Source organism: Novipirellula herctigrandis (assembly GCA_007859835.1).
In the GTDB taxonomy this organism is placed as follows: domain Bacteria; phylum Planctomycetota; class Planctomycetia; order Pirellulales; family Pirellulaceae; genus Novipirellula_A; species Novipirellula_A herctigrandis.
Window position 1 is genome coordinate 3,282,277 of sequence record SJPJ01000001.1, and the last position, 21,852, is coordinate 3,304,128.

Annotated in this window: 16 protein-coding genes, 1 tRNA gene and 1 pseudogene; 4 read left to right on the forward strand and 14 right to left on the reverse strand. The window is 52.0% G+C overall.

The window, feature by feature from the left end; all coding sequences use genetic code 11:
• Nucleotides 1–846, forward strand: a complete 846-nt coding sequence (locus CA13_RS12080; protein ID WP_146396924.1) for a hypothetical protein — start codon at nt 1–3, stop codon at nt 844–846.
• Nucleotides 847–1,107: 261 nt separating this feature from the next.
• Here CA13_RS12080 and CA13_RS12085 read toward each other — a convergent pair whose 3' ends face one another.
• From CA13_RS12085 to CA13_RS12110, 6 genes are all read right to left on the reverse strand, one after another.
• Complete coding sequence (locus CA13_RS12085) at nt 1,108–1,569, reverse strand: TadE family protein (RefSeq protein ID WP_419194232.1); 462 nt, start codon at nt 1,567–1,569, stop codon at nt 1,108–1,110.
• 35 nt (nt 1,570–1,604) lie between these two features.
• On the reverse strand, nt 1,605–2,663 hold the full coding sequence (locus CA13_RS12090; protein WP_419194233.1) for a VWA domain-containing protein: 1,059 nt from the start codon (nt 2,661–2,663) through the stop codon (nt 1,605–1,607).
• A gap of 131 nt (nt 2,664–2,794) precedes the next feature.
• Nucleotides 2,795–3,199, reverse strand: a complete 405-nt coding sequence (locus CA13_RS12095) for a TadE/TadG family type IV pilus assembly protein (RefSeq protein ID WP_146396931.1) — start codon at nt 3,197–3,199, stop codon at nt 2,795–2,797.
• A gap of 358 nt (nt 3,200–3,557) precedes the next feature.
• The gene (locus CA13_RS12100) at nt 3,558–5,327 is read right to left on the reverse strand and encodes an SMP-30/gluconolactonase/LRE family protein (protein WP_146396934.1); all 1,770 of its coding nucleotides are present in this window, start codon (nt 5,325–5,327) and stop codon (nt 3,558–3,560) included.
• Nucleotides 5,328–5,364: 37 nt separating this feature from the next.
• Nucleotides 5,365–6,123, reverse strand: a complete 759-nt coding sequence (locus CA13_RS12105) for a TlpA family protein disulfide reductase (RefSeq protein WP_146396937.1) — start codon at nt 6,121–6,123, stop codon at nt 5,365–5,367.
• 182 nt (nt 6,124–6,305) lie between these two features.
• Nucleotides 6,306–9,074 carry a right-handed parallel beta-helix repeat-containing protein gene (locus CA13_RS12110; protein ID WP_419194234.1) on the reverse strand — a complete coding sequence of 923 codons (2,769 nt, stop codon included), beginning with the start codon at nt 9,072–9,074 and terminating at the stop codon, nt 6,306–6,308.
• A gap of 544 nt (nt 9,075–9,618) precedes the next feature.
• Here CA13_RS12110 and lepA point away from each other — a divergent pair.
• Together lepA and CA13_RS12120 are read left to right on the forward strand one after the other, a co-directional pair.
• The gene (gene lepA, locus CA13_RS12115; RefSeq protein WP_146396943.1) at nt 9,619–11,415 is read left to right on the forward strand and encodes a translation elongation factor 4; all 1,797 of its coding nucleotides are present in this window, start codon (nt 9,619–9,621) and stop codon (nt 11,413–11,415) included.
• Between the two features lie 415 nt (nt 11,416–11,830).
• Entirely contained in the window at nt 11,831–13,174 is a 1,344-nt protein-coding gene (locus CA13_RS12120) for an ammonium transporter (RefSeq protein ID WP_419195108.1), read from the forward strand.
• An 83-nt stretch (nt 13,175–13,257) separates the two neighbouring features.
• Here the strand turns inward: CA13_RS12120 and CA13_RS12125 are convergent, their stop codons facing one another.
• On the reverse strand, nt 13,258–14,460 hold the full coding sequence (locus CA13_RS12125) for a threonine/serine exporter family protein (protein WP_146396946.1): 1,203 nt from the start codon (nt 14,458–14,460) through the stop codon (nt 13,258–13,260).
• Nucleotides 14,461–15,921, reverse strand: a complete 1,461-nt coding sequence (locus CA13_RS12130) for a hypothetical protein (RefSeq protein ID WP_146396950.1) — start codon at nt 15,919–15,921, stop codon at nt 14,461–14,463.
• A gap of 331 nt (nt 15,922–16,252) precedes the next feature.
• Here CA13_RS12130 and CA13_RS12135 point away from each other — a divergent pair.
• A tRNA-Leu gene (locus tag CA13_RS12135) sits at nt 16,253–16,337 on the forward strand.
• A 746-nt stretch (nt 16,338–17,083) separates the two neighbouring features.
• On the opposite strand, the pseudogene CA13_RS35025 reads toward CA13_RS12135, so the two are convergent.
• The 6 genes and pseudogenes from CA13_RS35025 to CA13_RS12160 all read right to left on the reverse strand — a co-directional run.
• Nucleotides 17,084–17,692: pseudogene (locus CA13_RS35025) on the reverse strand (phage integrase SAM-like domain-containing protein); the annotation flags it as partial.
• Between the two features lie 448 nt (nt 17,693–18,140).
• On the reverse strand, nt 18,141–18,446 hold the full coding sequence (locus CA13_RS12140; RefSeq protein WP_146396953.1) for a hypothetical protein: 306 nt from the start codon (nt 18,444–18,446) through the stop codon (nt 18,141–18,143).
• Nucleotides 18,446–19,597: a DnaB-like helicase C-terminal domain-containing protein gene (locus tag CA13_RS12145; protein ID WP_146396956.1), complete on the reverse strand. Its 1,152-nt coding sequence runs from the start codon at nt 19,595–19,597 to the stop codon at nt 18,446–18,448. The genes CA13_RS12140 and CA13_RS12145 overlap by 1 nt, the downstream gene beginning before the upstream one ends.
• Nucleotides 19,594–19,890 carry a hypothetical protein gene (locus CA13_RS12150; protein WP_146396959.1) on the reverse strand — a complete coding sequence of 99 codons (297 nt, stop codon included), beginning with the start codon at nt 19,888–19,890 and terminating at the stop codon, nt 19,594–19,596. The genes CA13_RS12145 and CA13_RS12150 overlap by 4 nt, the downstream gene beginning before the upstream one ends.
• The gene (locus CA13_RS12155) at nt 19,887–20,270 is read right to left on the reverse strand and encodes a hypothetical protein (RefSeq protein WP_146396962.1); all 384 of its coding nucleotides are present in this window, start codon (nt 20,268–20,270) and stop codon (nt 19,887–19,889) included. The genes CA13_RS12150 and CA13_RS12155 overlap by 4 nt, the downstream gene beginning before the upstream one ends.
• Before the next feature lie 124 nt (nt 20,271–20,394).
• On the reverse strand, nt 20,395–21,327 hold the full coding sequence (locus CA13_RS12160) for a hypothetical protein (protein ID WP_419194235.1): 933 nt from the start codon (nt 21,325–21,327) through the stop codon (nt 20,395–20,397).
• Nucleotides 21,328–21,852: the final 525 nt, after the last annotated feature.

Below are 21,852 nucleotides of genomic sequence, written 5' to 3' on the forward strand. Positions count from 1 at the left end.
ATGAGAACCTTGGAAGATCGCCTGCAAGTCCTGGAGTGTCAATTTCGGCGAACAAAGAGAATCAACCGGGTTCTTGCTACGATACTGTTTGTAATTGCCTGCCTCGTGGGTGTGCAGAGCACAGCACCTTATGCTTCAGGGCAAAAGGCTGCTTCAGGGCAAAAGGCTGCTTCGGGGCAATCGGCTGATTCGGGCCAAAAGACGCCTCCGTCGATTCCCGAAGCTGGACAGAGAACACAAAACCAAGTTCCGCCTGCCCATGGTCGCCTGCGTACTGTGGAAGCGGATCAGTTTGTATTAGTTGACTCATCTGGCCGACCACGCGCTACGTTGGTCGTAAATTCAGACGGTCCTGCGCTCAGTATGTTTGATGAAAAGGGTCAGAAGAAGCTTGAACTCAGTCATACCAACGACGGTTCAGCACTCCACCTACTTGATTCGAACAAATCCCCCGTCGCGTCATTGCACGTGCCTCTTGACGGGGCGGATGCCCGCCTTGAACTGAGGAGTTCGCAAGGAAGTTCATTGACCAAGTCCACCGGTGTTTCCGTCAAGGACTGTAACGAGAACCAACGTCTATTGTTAGCGTTGATCAACGGAAACTTTCCCGTGCTTGGCATCAGCCAGAGCGGTCAAACCGGACCGCCCTCGGTCGAAATCACTGCAAGCGACGATGGGTCTCGACATCTGAAGATGCACGACGAAGCCGGATACCCTCTTTTCTCCGTCTCCGCAGCGAAAAATGCCACAACCACACTAAGCATGAGTCATCCGGATCACGAGCGGTCTCTCCAAATCTCTGCGGGTGCGAAAGAAATGGATGGCCCCGTGATTTGGGCCCCGTGATTTCGTTCTTTGCCGCAACAAGAAAAGACGGTACGGGTGGCCTATTGCCATCCTTGCAACTTGGCCTGCGAAAGGACCGCCAACCTTACATCCGCATGGCGGACGATGATGGGAGTGTTCTATTCAGGGCACCGAAAAAATAATCACTGAGTCGAAAAACGATTCGCTATCTGGAGCCATTCTGATTTTGTGTTGGCTAGGGGAAACATGGCAGAGCATGACGCCAGCTTTCACTTGGCCTACGCAATTAATAAAGTTGCACTAGAGCTCCTCACCCTTGCCTTTCATTTTTGTTTTTTTCGTTTTTAGCAATGGCACGGCCGTTAGTCTAACGATGGGTGATCTTTCAGTTAGCAGCGTGACTTCACTGGAAACCGACAAGCCGGTAAAGAAGTCGGGTGTGATCCAGCTGTTCTGTGCGATTGGCACATTCACTAAGACCGTGATGAATCCGGTCTCCTCATCAATGTTTTCGGGTGTTACCGAGACGGTTGTGCCATCCAAACCTACTGAGGTAAGTAGCTGGTTGGCCTCTGAAATCGCATCCTCGGCAATGGCGCCTGGCACCATCGCGGCTCTCGCTGCTTCGTAGGCGGCGGTGTCCGCGGTGTGCTGAAGCATCAATGCTCTGGATATCTCGATCATCGCTGTGAAAAACAGGATCATCACTGGCAATACCATCGCGAATTCCACCAGTGCAGCACCGGTGCGATTTCCTGACATTCGTTGCTGTCTTTTTATTGGATTCATGGCTGTGATCAGAACGTGATGAGGGTCGGCAGGCTTTTTGCGATGTCACGAAAAGCTTCAGCAAGTTGTGCACTGTCGGCGGCATGATAGTGTTTACCACCACCATTCGAAGCGACTTCCGCCATTTTCGATTGCTCAGCTTCGTCAGAAAAAGTGACGGTGAAAATCATGATTTTTTCGTTGGCAGCCTGCTGAGACGCCGGAATGGGTTCTGTTCCCGTATTGTGAATCCCATCGCTCATCAGAATCAAAATACGAGAAGCCCAAGGTCTCGCGAGCTTTTTATCGCTCAACGCTGCAGCACCCTCAAGAATTCCAGCACCAATGTTGGTATAGCCGCCGTCGAATTTGAGTGAATGGTCTTGCATCTCAGCGGTGATGGACGCATAGTCGTCCGTTAACTTGACATCTGTAGCCGATTTAGTGCTGTAGGTGCATAGCGAAACTCGCTCGTCATGGCTTGACGTCTGCATAATGTTGAGGAATTCCTGTACTGCCGCAATCGTATCCAACCATCTTGCATTGGGAGGTACAGGATCGCCCGATGACCAACCCGGCGGCGCAGATTGTGGTGGGTCCCCACCGGAAATTTCGTCGCTGGCATATGCCATTGAGCCGGAGCGATCGAGCACGATTGAGATATCCAGTTCGATTTGGGTGCAAATGGCCTGTTTGATTGGGCGAAAATATGTCTGGACTCCCAACGTGGGAAAGATCATTTCAACATCATCTTCCCCAAATGACCGTAAGCTCACCGCGTTCGGGTTTTCGCCCGGTGCGAACACGTAGCGCTGCGTTTCGTCCGTTCGTGTTGAGACGCCAAAGACGATATCGGTCCCGCCGACACTTATCTCGCGGTTCGAATAGGGATTCATCTGTAAGAAACGATCCGCAGCAGCGATTGCTTGGTCTTGATCACCGGTTACGGCTAACATACGTCCCGCTGCGCGAGTCGCAACATCAGTGGATATCTGCAGTTCTGTCCTGGCCGTTTCCATGTAGGCGAGATTGATAACATAGCTGGCGATACAAAGAATCACGGGCAACATGAACACAAGTAACGCCATCGTCGCCCCCGTCCTTGCGGACTGTCGGCGCAGACAAATCATTTCAAACCGGGGTCCGACAAGACGCAGGTCAGTCTTAACAACTGAGCAAGGATACGCAGATCGCATTCGCATAGATCGAGGACTCATAATCAAAACTCTGCCATAATGGAAACAGATTCGGAAATGGTATCGTCACGACAAAACCAGGTGCCAATGATTAAGTTTTCTGCCACATTGACGCTTACTGTAGTTGTCAATGTTTCTCCAAATTCGATAGATTTGGGGTCCGCTGGTGAGCACTCAAAATCGTAGCCACTGATCCCTCGTCCGAGTAAGAACACATCGCATTGATCTTGTAAAGTCTCGGCGTCGACTTCGGGGACAATCGCAAGTCTGGCACATTCGTATGCAGCAATTTTCAACGACTGTCGCAGATACATCATCCGACAGGTCTCAAACGTGCCCATGGTAATGGCAAGGAAAACAGGCAAGCATAGAGCGAACTCCAACAGAGCCGAGCCTCGCCGCTTCAAACGCTTTTTCGGTACACGCATATCTTCAGCCTGTGAAAATCCCCTGATGCCGTCCCACTGGGAACGAACTACAATCTGGTGACTAATACCCCAAGGCTAGGTCGAATTTCATTGAAAGAACGAGAGCATCGACTTTAAAGAAAACTTCTTGGGGGAGAATTGGATTGGATTGTGTCAATTCTGATAGAAGTAACGGTCCCGACGCGCAAATCGATGACTGCAATCCGACACGACTTCCGTGGGGGAATTGATGTGATTCTGCAACAGCCGGCTTTGGCAAGCCGCGAGGCCACACAATGAAATCATGAATCTCGGCGATGCCGGCTAGGCTTCGTTTGGGGGCCATTCGCTTCGTGCACGGGAAAATCCCAGCACACCGCTACAAGCCTGGTTTCGGTGGCAAAACGGGTGGATTGAATGGTTTTGCAGCTGTCAATTGCACGGGTCGTTTCCAAACCGCGTCGGCTGTCGCAGCATAGAGCATGTTTTCGTGAAGTCGCACATAACAAACACGCCGTCCTTGTCCCGGTTTGGGCACAATCAAATTCACTCGGCCCGGTTGGTCACAAATTTGGATGCCACTTTCGGTGGCACTCAATAGCCATCCCTCAGCACTGGTACACATACCATCGGCGTGACTTGCCACTTGATCGGCCGGCAAGTGCAAATGGAAATAAGGTTGTTTGAATTCCAAGCTTCCATCGGCTGCGATTTGGTAGCTGTAGATGAATCGACCATCGAAATGGGCCACATACAATAGCGTTTGGTCAGGGTTGACCGTGATCCCGTTGCAACCTACGAACGAATCCACCACCGTCCGTTTTTTGGTCACTGGATCGATGTGCCAAACGTGTTTGCTTTGCGGATCCGTCACATAGATCGATCCATTGCTCAAACAAACCAAGTCATTGCTACTGATATCATCCGCAATCACTTCGACTTCCTGTGTCGAACGATCCCACGCTAAAATTTTCCTTTCGCCTCGACACGCGCCATACAAACGTCCGTCCTTTCCGATCGCCAATCCGTTCGCTTGGCCCGAGTTCTCGATGAACAATTCCGGTTGTCCCCCGGGAGCGACGCGATAGATTTTTGCAGCCGGCACGTCGCTAAAATAGAGTGTTCCATCGTCAGTGATCGCTAACCCCTCGGCCCACTGATACCCTTCCCCAATCAGTTCCCATTCCGCTCCGTCCACCAACATTTCCTTTGCTCGGCTTTGCGATCGATCCAAGTCAGTGGTAATCGGCAGCGGGTAGTCTTTCCAGAGCCAACGCATCGCGTCGGGAAAAATCGCGGCGCCGTGTTCGTGGCTGTGCTTTCCATCACCCCACACGTGTTCGACTTCATAACCTGCCCAAACAAGTGCTCGATACATGGTTTGATTTTCCATCCACCAATCGCCTGCGTAGATATTTAAGTCGTTTTCGCCATCTTGCAAGAAAACCCTCAGCGCCTTTGGCTCCGTCTTGCGAACCAGGGTAGCCAATTCGTCGCCTCCTCTTAGCCCGACAAACGTTCCAATCATCGAATAGACTCGGCGAAACGCATCGGGTCGGTTCCAGGCTGCCGCGAAGGCGCAGATGGCGCCCGAACTCGCACCACAAATCCCACGGTCATTCGGATCGGAACTTATTTTCACATCGTGTGTCGCTTCGACATGCGGAATCATTTCTTCGATCAGAAAACGTGCATACCGATCGCTCACGTCATCGTATTCAAACGAACGATTGAACCGAGGCAGAGAATTTTCATTCGCAGCAGGCACGACGCCCGGATTGATAAACAACCCAATCGTTGGCGGCATCGCTTTCTCATGAATCAAGTTGTCAAACACGATGTGAGCACGAGAACCCCAGTTGTCGTTGCAGTACCCCTTGCCGTCTTGGAAGACCATCAAAGCAGAGGGTTCACCCCGTGTTAACTGCTGCGGAATGTAGACCCAATAGTCACGCTCGGTGCCAGGGTAGATACGACTTTCACGAAAGACGCCATGAAGCAATTGGCCCGTTGGGACGTCCGTTTGCCGTGCCGCTTCGGGGGGCACAGGGTAAGCATCCTTTCCTTGCGATTCCACCCGCTGCGTCATCAGCAGGGACACAAGTAAAAAGGCGGGTAGACAACAAAGCAGGCGAAGCGGACGTGCCATAGGTATCTTCCACAGGAAGGTGAAGCGGGACGGAGGGTTAGCCTGCCAATTGGCTGACAAGTGGTATGACGTCTTTGTCGTAACTAAATCCAACAGTGTCACCTGAATCGACAAACCTCTTGACGAGTTTACCGTTGGCGTCGAACACAAAAACGGCGGGTATCGAATCGATGTCCAACTCCGCGAAAATTTCGTCACTTGATGTTTTGCTGATGTAAGTCGGAAAACGAGCACCGACCTTGGTTAAGAACGCGGCAACACGTTCTTGGTAGTATTCCGGCGGACGTGATTTACGACCATCAAAATCAACATCGACCGCCACACAGCGAACCTTATCGCCCAATGCATTGTGCAGCCGAACTAAGCCTGAAAACTCTTTCAAACAGGGTTGGCAGGAGAGCGACCAAAAATCGACTACGGTCAATTTTTTGCTGGCGACAACTTGCTTCTCAATCTCACTCCACTGAGCAAACTGAATCGTTTGGCTGGCGGGTTGGACGCTCGACGTGTCCAAATTCGCTTCCGGCACTTCCACTCCGGTAGGCATTTCAAGTCCTCCCGATTCGGTTGGTTCCTCTTGGTCATTCGATTCACTTGGGATCTCTCCGGGTGGCAATTCCAGCGTGCCGGGCGCATCGACCGGGCGACTCGCTTCGTTTGCGGAGGAAGAGGCTTTTTGAGATTCAGGCGGAGGAACCACTGGGGAATCAGCAACCTCGCCGCCGCATCCGGCAAGCGACAGTAGCAAGGTAGTGGATAAACTGAAAAGAACCTTAACGCTGAATCGTTTCGTCATATGAACTGTTTTTGAATGTGGAAGAGATCGCGGTCAAGGTGGCCATTCACAATCGGCCAATTTGGTTTCCTGAACAACGCAGCCCGATTGTACCCGAGGCGGACGCAATGCGGATACGGAGCCACATAGAATTCCACAACAGAGACAACAAACGCCGGTTTGCTATCGCTGCATGCGACTCATTACTTTGCATCGACGCTCGACTGTGCATCGGGGCTGGACTCAGGATGGTCACTGTGGGCCCGAAACGGTTTTTCCCGAGCCCCCGTTGCTTCGACGATTGGCCACGAAGCACGGAACGTATCACTATGTGGCCCAATTTTTTCAACCGGAATTCGTTCAAAGCCTAAATCGAATGCGGGTGAGTCTGGTTTCAATCGGTAATCATCGTTAGCCCTGTCGACAAACATCGGATCGGCGACCAAGGAATGTTGGTCCATGCCCTTTGCTTGCCAAGACGTCCATGGATCAAGGGATTCGATTTCGACCAATCGAACGTCGTCCACCCACAACGAACCTGATTCATCCGAGAAATCGATGCGAACACGAAACGTCGTCATTTTTTCGTGCCATTTATCCGCTCCACGCTGCGGAATTTGAAACGTGACTTCCTGCTCCGTCCAATCGGTCGTTAAATCACAATCGCTAGGCCAATTGGCCCAAAAGTAAGCATTGGCAACGTAAGATTGAAGCATCAAATTCGCCTTTGCACCAACATGGTCTGATTTCATTTTCGCCGTCAATCGATACGCCTTTCCAAGTTTCAATTCGAGAGGCTCACTCACGATGATCGGAAAATTGTCTCGTGGCTTTTCCTGATCGAAATCGGCATCGATCCGAAGGACGCGATTCCCTTGTCCCATTCCTTTGGCGTTCGACACCACTTCCATCGCGCCAACACTGTCGCCATGCGGATGGATTTGCCAACGCCACAGTTGAGGCATCTGCCCGATTGTTCCCCTTTCGAACGAAGGGTTCGGAGCCAGGTTATCCGAAAGTGGCCTTCCGTAAACGGCTTGTCCCGTATTGATTGGCAAGCCATCGTGCCAAATCAAGTTGTAGTCAAAAAAGTTGTGGTCGAACGAGAAGTCACGCACTCTTACAAAGTTTGATTGCGGTTTGCCGTAGCAGATAATATTGCGTAAGAAGGTATTGCCGCTCATCACGGTGCCATCGGGTAGCACCGCATCGTTAGGGGGAACGTCCATGTTTCGCATCGACTGCCATGCTGGTTGCCCGGCGACGGAATTGTAACCCTTGACCATTTCGTCAAAATGTTCGTTCCATCGTTTTCCAGTCGCGGTCCAGCCACTGCATTCAATTTGCTGCATATCCCCATCAATGAAAACATTGTTTTCAATCCGGTTGTCGCGAGAACTGTGCAAGTGGATCAATCCCCGCTTTGCGCGAGCGACAATGTTTCCGATCACGTCAACGCCACCGGTGTTATCGTCCAAATAGACCCCCCAGCCGAAATGGGGTGATTCCCATTTGCCGTTTTCGAATCCAAAACCGAGTATGTCGTGAAAATAGTTATGACGAATGACGGTTCCACGTGATCCGAGCCAATCGCGACCGCCCGTATAGACAGCGCCCGTATCAGCGGTTTCCAAGTTCACGTGGCGAATATGGTTGTACTCGATCGCCAAATTATTGCCGTGGAACCCAATTCCAAACCGAGGACAATCGTGAATCAGATTGTGCGTCGCACGATGGCCAACTCCCGTCATCGAGACACCGACACCTTGTTTGTAGTAGACGCCCGTGTGATGGATGTAGTTGTTGTCGGCATAGTTTCCGGCCGGTGTCAGTGTCGGTACGTCGCCACCAGAAAGTGAAATCGCACTGCGACCAATGTTGTGAATGTCGCATCCAATCACTCCATTTCGCACGCCACCACGAACGGTGACCCCTGAACCGCGATAGTCGCCCACGTTGCGGATCGTGCACCGAGCGATGCGACAATCGTTTGTTTGGTTCAAAGTAACCGCGTCCCCTTCGGCACACTCGATCGTGAAACCTTCGAACATCAAATGAGACGTACCGGATCCGATGTTCAAGATCGTGCGAGTGGTCGGCGCAAAGACCGACTCATTTCGAATGGAACCCGGTGGCCAGAAAAAGAGTGTTTGCGTTTCCTTGTCCAGATACCATTCGCCCGCTGAATCAAGGTCCTCGATGGCACCTTGAAAGTAGTACCGATCCGAGGGACGAATCGGGTAGGACGCATCAGTAGCAAGAGTGATCATTCGCGAATCACGGTCGACCGAATCGATTCGGCAAATATTATTCCACCAATTGTACCGCGGGAACACAAACACTTCGACATCTTGGGGACGCGACCAAACGCGGGCATCCTTTGGTTTGTAGACAAGCGATCGACGGTTCTCACCGGGTACGTCCTTGTACATTGGAATGTATTCTCCATCGGCATAAGCCCATCCGCCCGCATAGGGATTGTCAGGATCGTAGTTCGGATAACGAGCAAGAATTTGACGCTGTCCGTTGAATACGAGCTGTTTAAAATTGGCGTCGCGGAATCCTTGAGACTTTAAATCCGCTTTTAAGATCTTTCCTTTGTGCGGAACAAAACCATCAATCGGTAAGCCACCAACCAGGATCGGCACTTCGTCCGCATAGGCCTTCCAAATCGTGGGGAATTCCGCCGTGCCACCATCTTGCTTTTCAAACTTAATTCCATTGGGAAGGAAGTAGCTGCCGCCACGGACAAAGACGGTAATCGGACTTGCACCGGAAACACGGCGGACTGCATCGCGAGCAAGTTGCAGCGACGCAAACGGATCCTGTTTGCTTCCGCTGGCCGTTTCTTTGCCGCTTGGGGAGACATAGAACTCGGTCGCCTCGGCGGTACTGATTGTGGAGCCAAAAGTGGCGGCCAGAACAGCAAAGCAAACGACCATCCAAATGGCCATCCGATTCGACGAAAACATTCTTCGATTGGTACGGTTCCGATCGCGACAGGGACTAGGCAGATTGACCGTCACGTTTTTCGACCTCAGGCGGGGGAAAGAGGTGGGAAAGTGGAGGCAGGATGTCTGCATTGTCGCTCAAACATGACCGTCACTCTAGTCCCTGATGGGCCTTAGAGAGCCCTGCCTTATGACTTGACTCGTGACTTCCCTTGGCGGATGCGGCCTGGTTATAATTCCCGGCAAATCCGTTGTCAGGGCGTTTCCCAGCAACCGTGTCGGGCATCTTTCTAGACTGCTGTCGCCGTCCACCATCGTGGGCTGAGGCTGAACATCCAGCGAAGACGACACATTGGAAGCAGCCCCAAATACGGAACACGACCATTCTCATGCTGAGATCCCTCGTCCCTTATGTCGCCACAAGCCACCCTTGCGGTGTGGTCAGCGGTGCCAAATCGAATGGTAAGGTGATGCGGCAAGAATTGCAGTGTCCGAAAAAGCCTTTTGATACGAACATGATATGGGCTTTCGCACACGAAAAACACAAGATCCGTCAAGAAACAATATGTCATCGAACATTCGCAATTTTTGCATTATCGCCCACATCGATCACGGCAAGAGCACACTGGCCGACCGACTGCTTGAAAAAACCGGGACAGTCACCGTCCGTGAAATGAAGGAGCAATTGCTCGACGATTTGGAATTGGAACGCCAACGGGGGATCACCATTAAGGCTCGCGCCGTTTCGATGCAATTGAAACGAGACGGTCAAGAATACGAATTGAACCTGATCGATACTCCTGGCCATGTCGACTTCCATTACGAAGTTTCTCGCTCGTTGGCATGTTGCGAAGGGGTTCTGTTGCTCGTTGACGCCTTTCAGGGTGTCGAGGCACAAACGGTCGCCAATGCCTATGCGGCGATGGAACACGACTTGAAGATCATTCCCGTGATCAACAAAATCGATTTGACTCACGCTCGCCCCGATGAAGTTGCCGAGGAAATGATGAACTCGCTCGGCACGGATCCCGACGACTGTGTCCGCGTCAGTGCAAAGACCGGCGTCGGCGTTGACGATTTGATTGATACCATCATCGAACAAATTCCGGCACCCTCGGGGGATCCAAAAGCAACGCTTCAAGCGATGGTCTTCGATTCGAACTATGACGATTTCCGAGGCGCGATCACTTATGTCCGGATTATGAATGGAACGGTCCGCAAAGGCCAAAAGATCCGTTTCCTGAAAGCGGGTTCCGTTCATGAAGTCGTCGAACTTGGACGCTTCGCACCGCAGCGTCTACCGTGCGACGAACTGAAAGCCGGCCAAGTCGGTTACCTGATTTGTAACATCAAAAGCCTCGGTGACGTACATATTGGCGATACGATCTCGATTCCTGGGGACCAACCTGCACAAGCACTACCGGGATATTCGCGGCCTAAGCGAATGGTTTATTGCGGTCTGTTCCCGAGTGACGGCCAAGATTTTTCGGAACTTCGTGATGCGCTCGAACGGTTGGCGATCAACGACCCTAGTTTTGAGTTTGAACCGGAAACCAGCGATGCGTTGGGGTTTGGATTTCGCTGCGGTTTCCTTGGGCTGCTGCACATGGAGATTATCCAACAACGGCTTGAGAACGAAGCGGATATTGATTTGGTGCAAACCGCGCCGAACGTGACTTATGAAATCGTCGACAAACGGGGCAACACGATTTCGATCCATAAACCGCAAGATGTTCCCGACCCAGGCGACATCGAAGAATTCCGCCAACCGATCGTTCGCTGCAACATTATTGTGCCCGATGAATACATCGGATCGGTAATTAAATTGTGCCAAGAACGACGTGGTATCCAACGGTCGCAAGAGTATCTCGGGGCAAATCGGGCAATGTTGGTTTACAACATTCCGTTGGCTGAAGTGGTCTATGACTTACACGACAAGATCAAAAGCTGCACACGCGGGTATGGAACGCTTGACTACGAAATGGTGGGCTACGAGCCAGCCGATTTGTGCCGCTTGGATATTCTGGTCAACGGCGGTCGCGTTGACGCATTGAGTATCGTGTGCAACCGAGCAGATGCAGACCGTCGCGGCCGAGCGGTGGCAAAGAAATTGAAGGCAGAAATCGAGCGTCACATGTTCGAAGTGGCTGTCCAGGCGGCGGTTGGCAGCCGAGTGATCGCCCGAGAAACGGTCCCAGCGATGCGAAAAAATGTTACTGCAAAGTGTTATGGCGGTGACATCACGCGTAAACGCAAGCTGCTGCAAAAACAAAAAGAGGGGAAAAAGCGGATGAAAGCGATCGGCAACGTCGAAATCAGTCAAAAAGCGTTCATGGCCGTTTTGAGCGACGGTGAAGGCTGATGCTACCAGTAGAAATCTCGCTGATCTATTTTTAGGAAGCGTTTTCTCTACCCTCTCCGCTTCTATCGGACGCCGCGCCGGTTTATCCTCTTAAGCCTACGCAGGTGCCACGGCGGCACTTGGATTTTGAATTTGATTTAAAATTCACGCTAACACTCGGTATGAGTGCCCCAATCGACTTAGATGCGTCGTTACTTTTGCGGGGCAAAGGCGGCTTGGGCCGAGAGGTGTGGCGGCAAATTGGCTTGTCCCAAACGCAGGTATTGTACGGGCGAACATTCCCCCGAAGGAGAGGATCGTGAGTAGTAAAGTATCCATTTGGTTTTTTGTAGCACTGCTGTCTTGTGTCACAATTGCTATCCCGAGTAGCTCGGCACAAGACGATGGATCCGGCGCCATTGCGGTCGCGGATGAGGTGGCTTCCGACACGGTTGTTGAGGAAACGGTTGACCTAAAAACCGAAATTGCCAATGCGGCACTTGCCGGTCACAACGCATGGATGTTAACCAGCTGTGCACTGGTTTTGTTCATGACCGCCCCCGGTTTGGCGATGTTCTACGGCGGATTGGTTCGCCGCAAAAATGTGCTCAGCGTCATGATGCAATGCATATTTTTGATGGGAATGATGACCGTCGTATGGGCTTTGGTAGGCTACTCTCTCGCATTCGGTGGCTCGAACCCTTGGTTTGGGAACATGGAATACTTGTTCATGAACGGCGTCCAACGCTATTGGGATGACGCAGCAGGTGCCCCAGTCACTCCGATCTTCGCGGCCGACATTCCAATCCCCATGCTTACACATATGCTGTTCCAAGGGATGTTCTTTATCATCACACCTGCATTGATTTGTGGTGCATTCGCCGAACGAATGAAGTTCAGTTCGATGGCACTTTTTTCGGTGCTTTGGGGTTTGTTAATTTATTGCCCACTTTGTCACTGGGTTTGGGACGGAGGGATCCTTGCTTTTGGCGATACCGGACTCGCAGGTGGTGCTCTCGACTTTGCCGGTGGTACCGTCGTTCATATCAGCAGTGGTATTTCCGCTTTGGTTGCCGCGATCTTGATTGGTCCGCGAATGGGCTACCCACGTGAGCCGATTCAACCCCATAACTTGACATACACAGCACTTGGTGCAGCGATGCTTTGGGTCGGTTGGTTCGGCTTTAATGCCGGTAGCGAATTGTTGTCGGATGAATTGACAAGCAGCGCTTTCGCCGTGACCCATTTTTCGGCGGCTGCTGGCGCTTTGGCGTGGGCACTAACGGAATGGGTGATTCTCGGAAAGCCGACCGTACTTGGCGCAAGCAGCGGCGCGGTCGCTGGCTTGGTTTGCATCACCCCTGCAGCTGGCTTCGTCCAACCGATGCCTGCCCTGATAATGGGTGCGTGTGCAGGAATCGTCTGCTACTTGGCATGTAGCAAACTCAAGCATACGCTGGGTTACGATGACGCCCTGGATGCCTTTGGGGTCCATGGAGTCGGCGGAACTCTCGGTGCTCTTTTGACCGGGGTCTTTGCCACACGAGCCTGCTGGGACATTGACGGTGGAGCGAAACTTGGTCTGATCGAATCGGGTAGCCCGGCCTTATTGATAGGACAAATCGTTGCCGTTTTGGTTACCTACGCGTTTGCCGGAATCGGTAGTCTGATTCTTCTGAAGGTGATCGATATGATGATCGGACTTCGCGTACAAGCCGTCGACGAGCAACGTGGTTTGGATATTATCGATCACGGCGAAGAAGGCTACACGTTTGCATAAACGCTGCTAGCCATTGAAGCATCGCCTTTTTGCTAAGGAAGTGCGTTTCCGAACGCACGTTCGCTAAGCCAAAAGCGATGCTATTATAGAATGTGTTTTGGCGGAACGACGGCATTCGATGTCAGCAACCCGCCGACCAAACACACGGCGATTAAGAGGGTGTTGAAGCCAAATTCAACACCCTCGATCGTTTGGTGGTCCAGCATTGCACTGAGTGATCGGTATCCAATGGATCCCGGGACCAAAATGATCATCGCTGGCGTTAACGCGATCAATGCTGGCCGATCACGCATTCTGGCGTACAAGTTACTGCCGCATCCGACCGCGAACGCGGCTGCAAATGTCGCCACCTCGACTCCGTAGAATGGGTTAACGCTGCGGCTAACAAAGATCCCCAGCAACGAAACCAAGATGATCACGGGCCACTGAGCCACGCGGGCTTGAAACACAATCGCGAACGCGATCGGTGCAATGATTAAAGCCCCCCATTGCCACAACCAATGCGGGTCGTCTGGTTGAAGCGGTACGTTTTGCCACGATTGCGCGAACCGCCATGCAATCGCGACGCCAAGAAACAGCGTCAACAGTGACACCAACGCACCGGCCAATCTCGCCCCCCCTGCCGACAAATGCCCCACCGCCAATTCGGTCAAAGCAACCGTCAAACTCAAGCCCGGTATCAATACAATCAACCCCGCCAAAGTCACGAGCCGATCGTCAATTGGCATGACGAAGTGAGCGATCGCAAGAGAGACAATTGCGGCAACGAAACCAGCGACCGGCTGAACGAGATTCCGTTCTTGACCAAATTGAGTTTGTGCCCGTTCAATTCCCGCGATGCAAAAACCAATCATCGAAGCGGCCACAAAATCGGCACGCGATCCATGAAGTAGCACCGCTATCGCACCGCAGCTAATCGCACATGCAATGGAACGAACAGGAAACGGGTAAGGTGGCGGGGAATCGTCAATGCTCTGCAATTGCTTAGTCGCTAAGTCAATCGTGATTTCTTTGGCTTCCAATTTTGACAGAACGTCATCGGCGCGAAACAATTTATCGACATGGACCTCACCCGAATCAACGCGGCGAACCACCGTGGTTTCGCCTTCCGCGTCCTTAATCGAAACGACCAACGCCGTCGGTGTATACAAGAAGATTGCCTCGACACCGAGCGACGCGGCAACTTTGGTCATCACACGCTCAAGTCGATGTGAGGGCGTGCCGTAACGATGCAGCAGCATCGCTGTTTCCACCAGGAATTCGTTTACTGCCGAATGATGATACAATTATTCGTCTTTCAAGATCCGAAGAGCTACATCATTAGAGAATCTTGGCGACGTCAAGGTTCGCTTTCCTCCTTCATGAACGATTGACTGTTGCTTCGCGACCTTACCCGTTTTTGTATCAACCCATTCCGCCCGGTACGCTCCGCTTGGCAAATCCACGGTGATGTTTGCCTCGATGTTGTCGCGTAGAAGCCGTGACAGGTCTTGGGGTTTACTCGGCAGAGGAACGTGCAGATAGAACGCGTACGCCTCACCTGGATTCCCAAGAGCTTCAACACTCAACTCGGGTTCCACGCTCGCCACCACCGAAGCACTCGGGCTCATTTCGATAAACGGCAATTGGTATAAAAATTCCTTCAAAATGCCAAGCTGTTCTCGCAATTCGACACTGCCGCCACCCGGCGATGAGTAGTCGCGTCGTGTTCCATCGGGATGCGATGGAGTAAACGAATAATCGAGATTGTTGAAGAGCCCACCACCGGCAAGCAAAAAATCCCAAGCCTCGGTACGGTACAGCACGTCGCTGTTGCCGCGAAAGCCAGTCTCATTTTCGCCGATGACTTTGTTCAAGCCAAAATTCATCGCCACTGTGGTGGGAGGAACACAGTAGTGAAAATTAAAAATGGAGACATTTGGATCCGGGTTTTCAATTTTCTGACGACCGTTTGCAATATTCATCGAAATCAGATGCTTCTTCGGAGCATTCTGTTGTGCCGCTGCGATCACGTCCGCAATCTTGTGCTGCCACTGCATCGTGATGCCGCCAAAGTAAGGCTCATTGCAAATTTCGTAATAGAAGTTGTCGAAATCTTTTAACTCGTTAACAATCATCTCTGAAAAAGCAATCTGCACATTCGTTAGGCCTTGATGTTTGAGCGTGTAGAGTTCTTCACGTGGACAATCGCCAACACCATTGATGTTGTTAGCGGCATTCATCGGATTGACGTTCCACAATTCGTCCTTATACATCGGGCAAAACAAAGTCATCTCGACAACAATTCCGCGCTCGTCAGCCGCCTGCATCAAATCGACCAATCGTTCCTTCCAAGCCGGGTTCCAGCGAGTGAGGTCAAATTTGTTGCCACCATCCGATGCACCTGGGAAATCGCTACGAACCCACGGACAGACAAATTCTTTCGCTGTCGGTGCCAATGGGTTATCCGTGATTCCGAAAGACGCCGGAATCTCAAGGTAGACACCTGAAAAGACTCGCGTGTGGTTGAGTCCATGCGAAGCAAGTTCGTCGAAATAGCGAAGATAGTCAAATTTGCGATTCAGCAGCGCCCCATAGTGCTCGCCTGAGGTGATCAAGATCGTCGGCTCGCCTCGGAACGAAAAGTAATGAGGATTGTCGGGATGCAGCGAAATCGGATCCGCTGCTGGCAGAGGAAGGAACCCGGTGACAAACAAGGCGAAAAAAACGCACCGCATCAGAAACCGCATCGCAGAATCTCCAGACATAGGTAGGTTGGTTGGTGGAAGACCATCGGTAGGTAGGTAGGTTGATTGAAGGCCATAAATAGGTTGGCAAAAGGAAGGAAGGGCGCAATTTAACGCTTGGTCAACCCACTCACAAGCATTTTCCGAGATCGAACCCGAGCGGGCTTAACCAGTTGCAATGCGAGCCTTAATCAGGGGCGAATAGAGCCTTAATTTCCGGCGAATACAGTGACCAAGAACACGCCTCCCCACTACGACAAATCCTTGCTAAAATCTCAGGCTGCGGCGAACCTAGGCCGCAGACATGGTGCCCGATAGGTTACCATTGAGCTTCGATCGTGAAAAAACCCACGCCCAGGTGGTGGAATTGGCAGACACAAGGGACTTAAAATCCCTCGGCCGTTATGGCTGTGCGGGTTCGAGTCCCGCCCTGGGCACTGGAATTGGTTGCTGGTAATTGCTGTTGATGGGAAAGGCCCTCGTTCTCCGAGGTTTCTCCACTGTTGCTTGCGCCGGGTGCGTGCTGCTGATTGCCAGAAGATGCCGCTTGGTGGGGTGCATTTTGGGGTGTTTTTGTTAGCTCTAATTTCGCACCCTCTTTTATCGCCCGATCAAACGATGATTTCATCGTCATGGCGTAGTGCTTAATCGCGATCGGCTTGGAGTTGCCAAGCCAGCTTGTTACGTCCTTGGTCGGGTACAGGGCCATCAATTCGGTTTCCCGCGTTGCCCGCAAATTTTGGAAAAGCTTCGGCCAAGGCTCTAAGCCTGCACGCTTGATTATCTTTTCAAACGTCGTGCCGATGTTCATCTCGGGTGTGTACTCGGTCACCACTGTTTCGGCTCCCTCGGGGGCCATCTCCTTTGCCCGTATCAAGTGAGGCAATAACTCGGGGAAGATCGGACAAACTCGTTCTGGCGGACTCTTGTGGCTGCGGACGATCATTTGCCGGTTTGGGATATCAATGTCCTCCCAACGCTGCAACCGAGTCTCGTGGCTTCGCATACCCACATAGCGGGCAAATGCCAGCATGATACGCCAATCCTCGCGTTTGCGTTCACTTAGTTGGGTTCGTTCAGTGGGTTTCAGCGTTGCAATACACTTTTCGATCCAGTCGTGCGGGACAAAGAATTGGCGTTCAGGATTCGAGCCAACGCTAACGGCTTCGTCAGCAAACGGGTTCACGTCGATCAATCCCCGGCGCAGGGCAAGATTGAAGATTTCGCGGCAGCGTCCCATCCGGCGGCGTACCGTGTTCTTTGCCAAACCATTCTCTGGTTCATCCTCTTTCACAATTCGCGCCTTGGTTTGTAGCCACAAACGAAAGTCCTCTGCATCGTTCGGCGTTAGGCGGTCAATCGTTCGCTCGCTTCCAAAGAATCGAACCAGGGCATCTTTGGCGGCTTCCAATTGCTTCTCGGTCGATTCCTTTCGTGTTCCTGTGCCATGGGCGATGTACCGGTCCACCCATTCAGCAATGGTGATCGTATCCGAGAACTTACACGCCTCAACCCTTGGTGTCACAAGTCCCCACGAGGCGAGCTTCTTGTGCTGCCGATCAGGAAGCGATAACAACCACTCTGCAAGCGAAGGCGAGGGTGTATCGCCTTGTGTGGCATCGAACGCTAGCGCATCCAACTTGCGGCCAATCTCCTCTGCCTTCTTTTTGGTCGTTGCCTTGCTTCCGGGATAGTATGATCGGCGGTCCTCCCCAACCATGAAACGGATCTCGTACGAGACGGCTTCCTTTCCAGTGCGGTTACGACGTTTTTTGCGATGTACGCTTGCCATCAAAACAACTCCCGTTGTTGCTCCCGAACAAAAAAGGGCAATGGCAGCCAACTCGGGAAGTTGGTCTTCGGTCTGCAGAACCTAGCCAATGCCGACACCACTATAACAGGCTTAAAGCTGAACCGTTGATGTCGTTCAAATACGTAAATCGGTGTTTTCCGACGTGTGTCGGTGATTGCATCGTCCCACCCATGCAGATAACTGCCAACATTTTGTTTGCTCGCTCAGGAAACAAGAAGCTGGGTCTAGTGTCAGTCGGAATTCTATTAGTTATTTGCGAGGGAGGTTTCTTAGCGAGAGCGTTCGAGAAACCCTCTCGTAATGTTTCTGTTTCTGTATGTAGGCGCGGTGGTGTCCCCACAAGCGGACATGAGAGCGCCGTCTATTGGTCAGGAATGTCCTCACTCGCTCGGGGAGTATGCACCGGATTAGTGGGCGCGGTGGTGTCCTATCTAGCAACCTTTCCGGTAATGACGAACACCCTCGGGATCGTGCCTTGCTTCGGTTTGACGAGCTTAATTACTTGCCATTTTTCCAGGTCATCGAACAACCGTCGCGAGCTTCGCCGATCAACGCCAAGTGTTTTTGCCAAGTCTGTTTCCGAAACCCGAAATTGCCGGTTCGCTTGCGCGTGCCGGTAGAACACCATCAACGCTACCCCATGCCGTGCTGGAAGCTGGCGAAGCAAGTTATCGACGATGATGTTTAACTGACGGAATCGTTGTGTCGATTTTGCTTTTGTCGTTTTGACCATCAGAACGATGCCTCCGTGTACTCGGTGCCATCGTCGCTGAATGCTTCGTCGCTGCTATGGTCACTGCCAAACTCCATGAGCTCGCTGTGCGGCTCCAAAATTTGCTCTGGACTCTCGAAACGCATTGCTGGCATGTTGAAGACCAAGTCGTGCGAAACACGCTCACCATGCCGGTTCTTGCCGCAATGCAGATCAACTTTGCGAACTCGATCGTCTTCGCCAACAGGGCCATCCTCGCGAAGCAAGTAGATTGAATCCGCGTTGAATTCGATTTCTCCCGATTCTTTCAACGATGCCATTGTCAACTGTTTTGAGTCATAGGACGAACCACTTTTTCCCCTGCCGCGCGTCACAGCTGAAACGGCTAGAATTCCCCATCCCCGGTTCGCAAGGTGTCGCAGTTCACGCATCAACTGATTAACACCAATGCGGGCATCATCCCCCGGGGCGAACAGTTGCAAGTAGTCGAGCAACAACAGCCCACACCTACCCTCAGTCCATGTCCGCAAGTCCCCCAGGCCAAAGGGCCCAGGCATCACTTCAATTCGCGATACATAGGGTTTGATTTCACTTGCAGCGCACTCGACGGCCCTCATCTGCCGCTCAGTAAGATTCGCAAACCGAAGCGCCTTCGCGGGCACCCCTGAACGGCGTGTCAGTTCTCGCCCAAGCAACACATCAAAGCTAGTTTCGGCATTGGCAACGAAAGCAGTGATTTCGCAATCGTGATCTAGTACATCGAAAACGTATTGCATTGCCAGTGTCGTTTTGCCGAAACCGGGTGGGGCCGCAACGACCGATATTTTTCCCGGCCCACACTCGAAGCCTGTAATCCAGTCGCCCGACGGGTAAAGAACGTCGCCTTCGCCACGCCGCAATCGTTCCATTAGCCGATCCAAACAAAGAACCGAATTAGGAACCTCGCCCGGCAACGCGAATCCCTCGGGAGTCTGCAATGGCGCAATGCGTAATTCGCGATACCGCGTCAACACGTCCTCAGGTGGAAACCGATCCTGTAAAGGATGTGAGTAGTCCCACGGATTCTCACTACCACAAACCTCAACACCCCACTCGTGCGGCTCCAGTGTGTTGCCTGCTTCTATCGCACCTAGCAGTAGTGCATCTATCTCACTCGCGATCTCAGGCGTCATTCGGAAGCGCCCCCAAACATACGAGCGAAGTAGAACGCTGCGAGACTAAGCCTGTGGCCGTCATGCACATTGTTGTATCGGGTCAGACGAATCTGCATCTCATCTGCACGGCCACCGTCGACGAAAAGTTGACCATTTCGCACGTCGGCATGATTTGAATAGGCAATCGCCCGCCACACGGTGCCCTCGGCTAACCGTCGCAACTCATCGAGTTTGTCTTGGTTATATGTGAGAGCTGGTGTATACTGCTTAGGTGCTGTGGCGGCACATTCACTTTGGAGGGCGTTGATCACTTGATGTCCTCCATTTTTCGCCTCGCGGCAGTCTTCGCGGCTTGGCGTTTTTTTGCTTTAGCTTCCGCCTCAGGTGTGCGTTCCCTGAGTGCCTCAAGAACGTCGGCCACAACGTAGATGCGACGTCCCCCGTCCAAAATGCTGGGTATCAGTCCTGACGCCGTACGATCATCCAATTTCGAAATTGACCATCCCAAATACTTGGCCATTCCAGGGCGGTTCTTTATTTTTTCTTCGACTGGCTCTGATCGCTCTCGCAACAAACTGCGAATCTGAATCACGACGGCGGCGGCGACATCGGCCACCAGCTCGTCACGATCTGTTTCGCGGATCAGAAGATGACCGGATAAACAGTCCGGTACAATTCGTTGCTTTTTCACTTTCAGGACTCGTGATTGTGGGGTCAGTTCGCCGACGCCATATCTCGCCGACACACCACAATCATTCGCCTTGAGACAGATTCAAAACACTCGCCTACTCTGCCCACGGGCAGAGTTCGAGCGTCTATTGGGCAGTATTCACATGAATTTTGAAGTCTGTGCCCGGGTGCAATTCCACCAACTGTCCTACATATTTTTTTGCAGTAGGTAGGTGGTAGCGGTAGTTTTTCTTGGATTTTCGGCGCCAAACCAACGCACCACCGTAAGTTGTTCCAAAAGCCCTATCTTCAAGCCAAACGCTCTTATCGGTTTCCCAACGCATGTTACCGAGTCGCTTTGACGAAATACCAAGAAATTGAGCCATCGCCCGACTTAGAATCCAGTCACCAGATGATTCTTCATTCGAAACAAATTCTCGCTGTAACTTCTCGATGTCGAAGTCGAGAGATCTATTTCTTTCGTTATGAGAGTCGGACTTCATTGTCTTTGATCGGAACGTACAATCGCGGCATCGCGGCTGCCCCAGTGTGACAATCGCCATCGGCTTTCCGCACTCGGGACATGGCACAGGAAAGTCGCCGTGCTTCAAGATGTAACGAATCCGATCAGTTCGCTGGATCAATGGGCGAGTTGTCAGGCGATTTAGCTCGGTGACCAAATCTCCCTTGCCTTTGCCGTTTCTCAAACGCCATAGCCAACTGACGACCAATTTGAGCGGTTGGGCGATGTCGAAATCCGTTTGGTTTTGGTCGTTTTTCGAATCGGTTGATCGATAGATCTGTGGGTCAAAATTGCGATGTACTAGCTCAAGGCTTTCAACCCAGCCACGCTCCTGCAGCTGTTTGCAAAGTCTCGAAAGATGATTTACCAAATCGGTAGTGGATGCCTCCTTTTCAGCCCACTGAGCCAAAATGGTATCCAGATCCCACCATTCCTGCTCCCAATTCTTTTCTTGATCCTCAACCTTGGCTCTTTCGAGAATGTTTTGATTACGTTCGGCATCCTGCTGGGCTTGGTACCGCGCAAGACTCTCTGCATCGCCATCCATTAGTTTCACCTGTTAAATGGGCCGATCCAACCGACTTCGAGTTGCAGGTGAACAACTCAGTCGGTCGGATCGAGCGGCGATTGCATTTCGCCTACCCTGTTAAGAATCCGAAGCGGTCAAGCTTCGGCGTTTTTGCGAATGACTAGTTCGCGCTCCTCATTATAGCCTTTGAAGCACTCGACTCCATCCGTGTGCGTTTTGCGATGATCGGTAGGTCAAATTGTGGCAGGACCTGCACCCAAAGTAGTCGGCTCCACGCGGCAAGTTAAGACTTGAGCATCGTTTTCGGCATGGTACGCCGTCAAATAACAGTGGGCAGGAAAACCACCACCGTTTCCCACCGTTGCGAACAATTGTACTGAGCAAGGCGATACGCAAATCCACAGGGTTCGAGCCGTCTGGGTCGCCGTATCGCAGCCGAACTGACTCATTCGGCCAATCGACGGCATAGCCAATTGACGACTGATTTCGGCTATCCCAGGTCCATGTGATCGTCCCGGTGTAGCACCCGGTGCGATTCTGGAGAACGTCTTT

What these genes read in the sequence shown, in the direction of transcription:
- CA13_RS12080 (WP_146396924.1), top strand. Translation starts at nt 1, where the DNA reads ATGAGAACCTTGGAAGATCGCCTGCAAGTCCTGGAGTGTCAATTTCGG.
- CA13_RS12085 (WP_419194232.1), bottom strand. Translation starts at nt 1,569, where the DNA reads ATGTCAGGAAATCGCACCGGTGCTGCACTGGTGGAATTCGCGATGGTA.
- CA13_RS12090 (WP_419194233.1), bottom strand. Translation starts at nt 2,663, where the DNA reads ATGGCGTTACTTGTGTTCATGTTGCCCGTGATTCTTTGTATCGCCAGC.
- CA13_RS12095 (WP_146396931.1), bottom strand. Translation starts at nt 3,199, where the DNA reads ATGCGTGTACCGAAAAAGCGTTTGAAGCGGCGAGGCTCGGCTCTGTTG.
- CA13_RS12100 (WP_146396934.1), bottom strand. Translation starts at nt 5,327, where the DNA reads ATGGCACGTCCGCTTCGCCTGCTTTGTTGTCTACCCGCCTTTTTACTT.
- CA13_RS12105 (WP_146396937.1), bottom strand. Translation starts at nt 6,123, where the DNA reads ATGACGAAACGATTCAGCGTTAAGGTTCTTTTCAGTTTATCCACTACC.
- CA13_RS12110 (WP_419194234.1), bottom strand. Translation starts at nt 9,074, where the DNA reads ATGTTTTCGTCGAATCGGATGGCCATTTGGATGGTCGTTTGCTTTGCT.
- lepA (WP_146396943.1), top strand. Translation starts at nt 9,619, where the DNA reads ATGTCATCGAACATTCGCAATTTTTGCATTATCGCCCACATCGATCAC.
- CA13_RS12130 (WP_146396950.1), bottom strand. Translation starts at nt 15,921, where the DNA reads ATGTCTGGAGATTCTGCGATGCGGTTTCTGATGCGGTGCGTTTTTTTC.
- CA13_RS12140 (WP_146396953.1), bottom strand. Translation starts at nt 18,446, where the DNA reads ATGGTCAAAACGACAAAAGCAAAATCGACACAACGATTCCGTCAGTTA.
- CA13_RS12145 (WP_146396956.1), bottom strand. Translation starts at nt 19,597, where the DNA reads ATGACGCCTGAGATCGCGAGTGAGATAGATGCACTACTGCTAGGTGCG.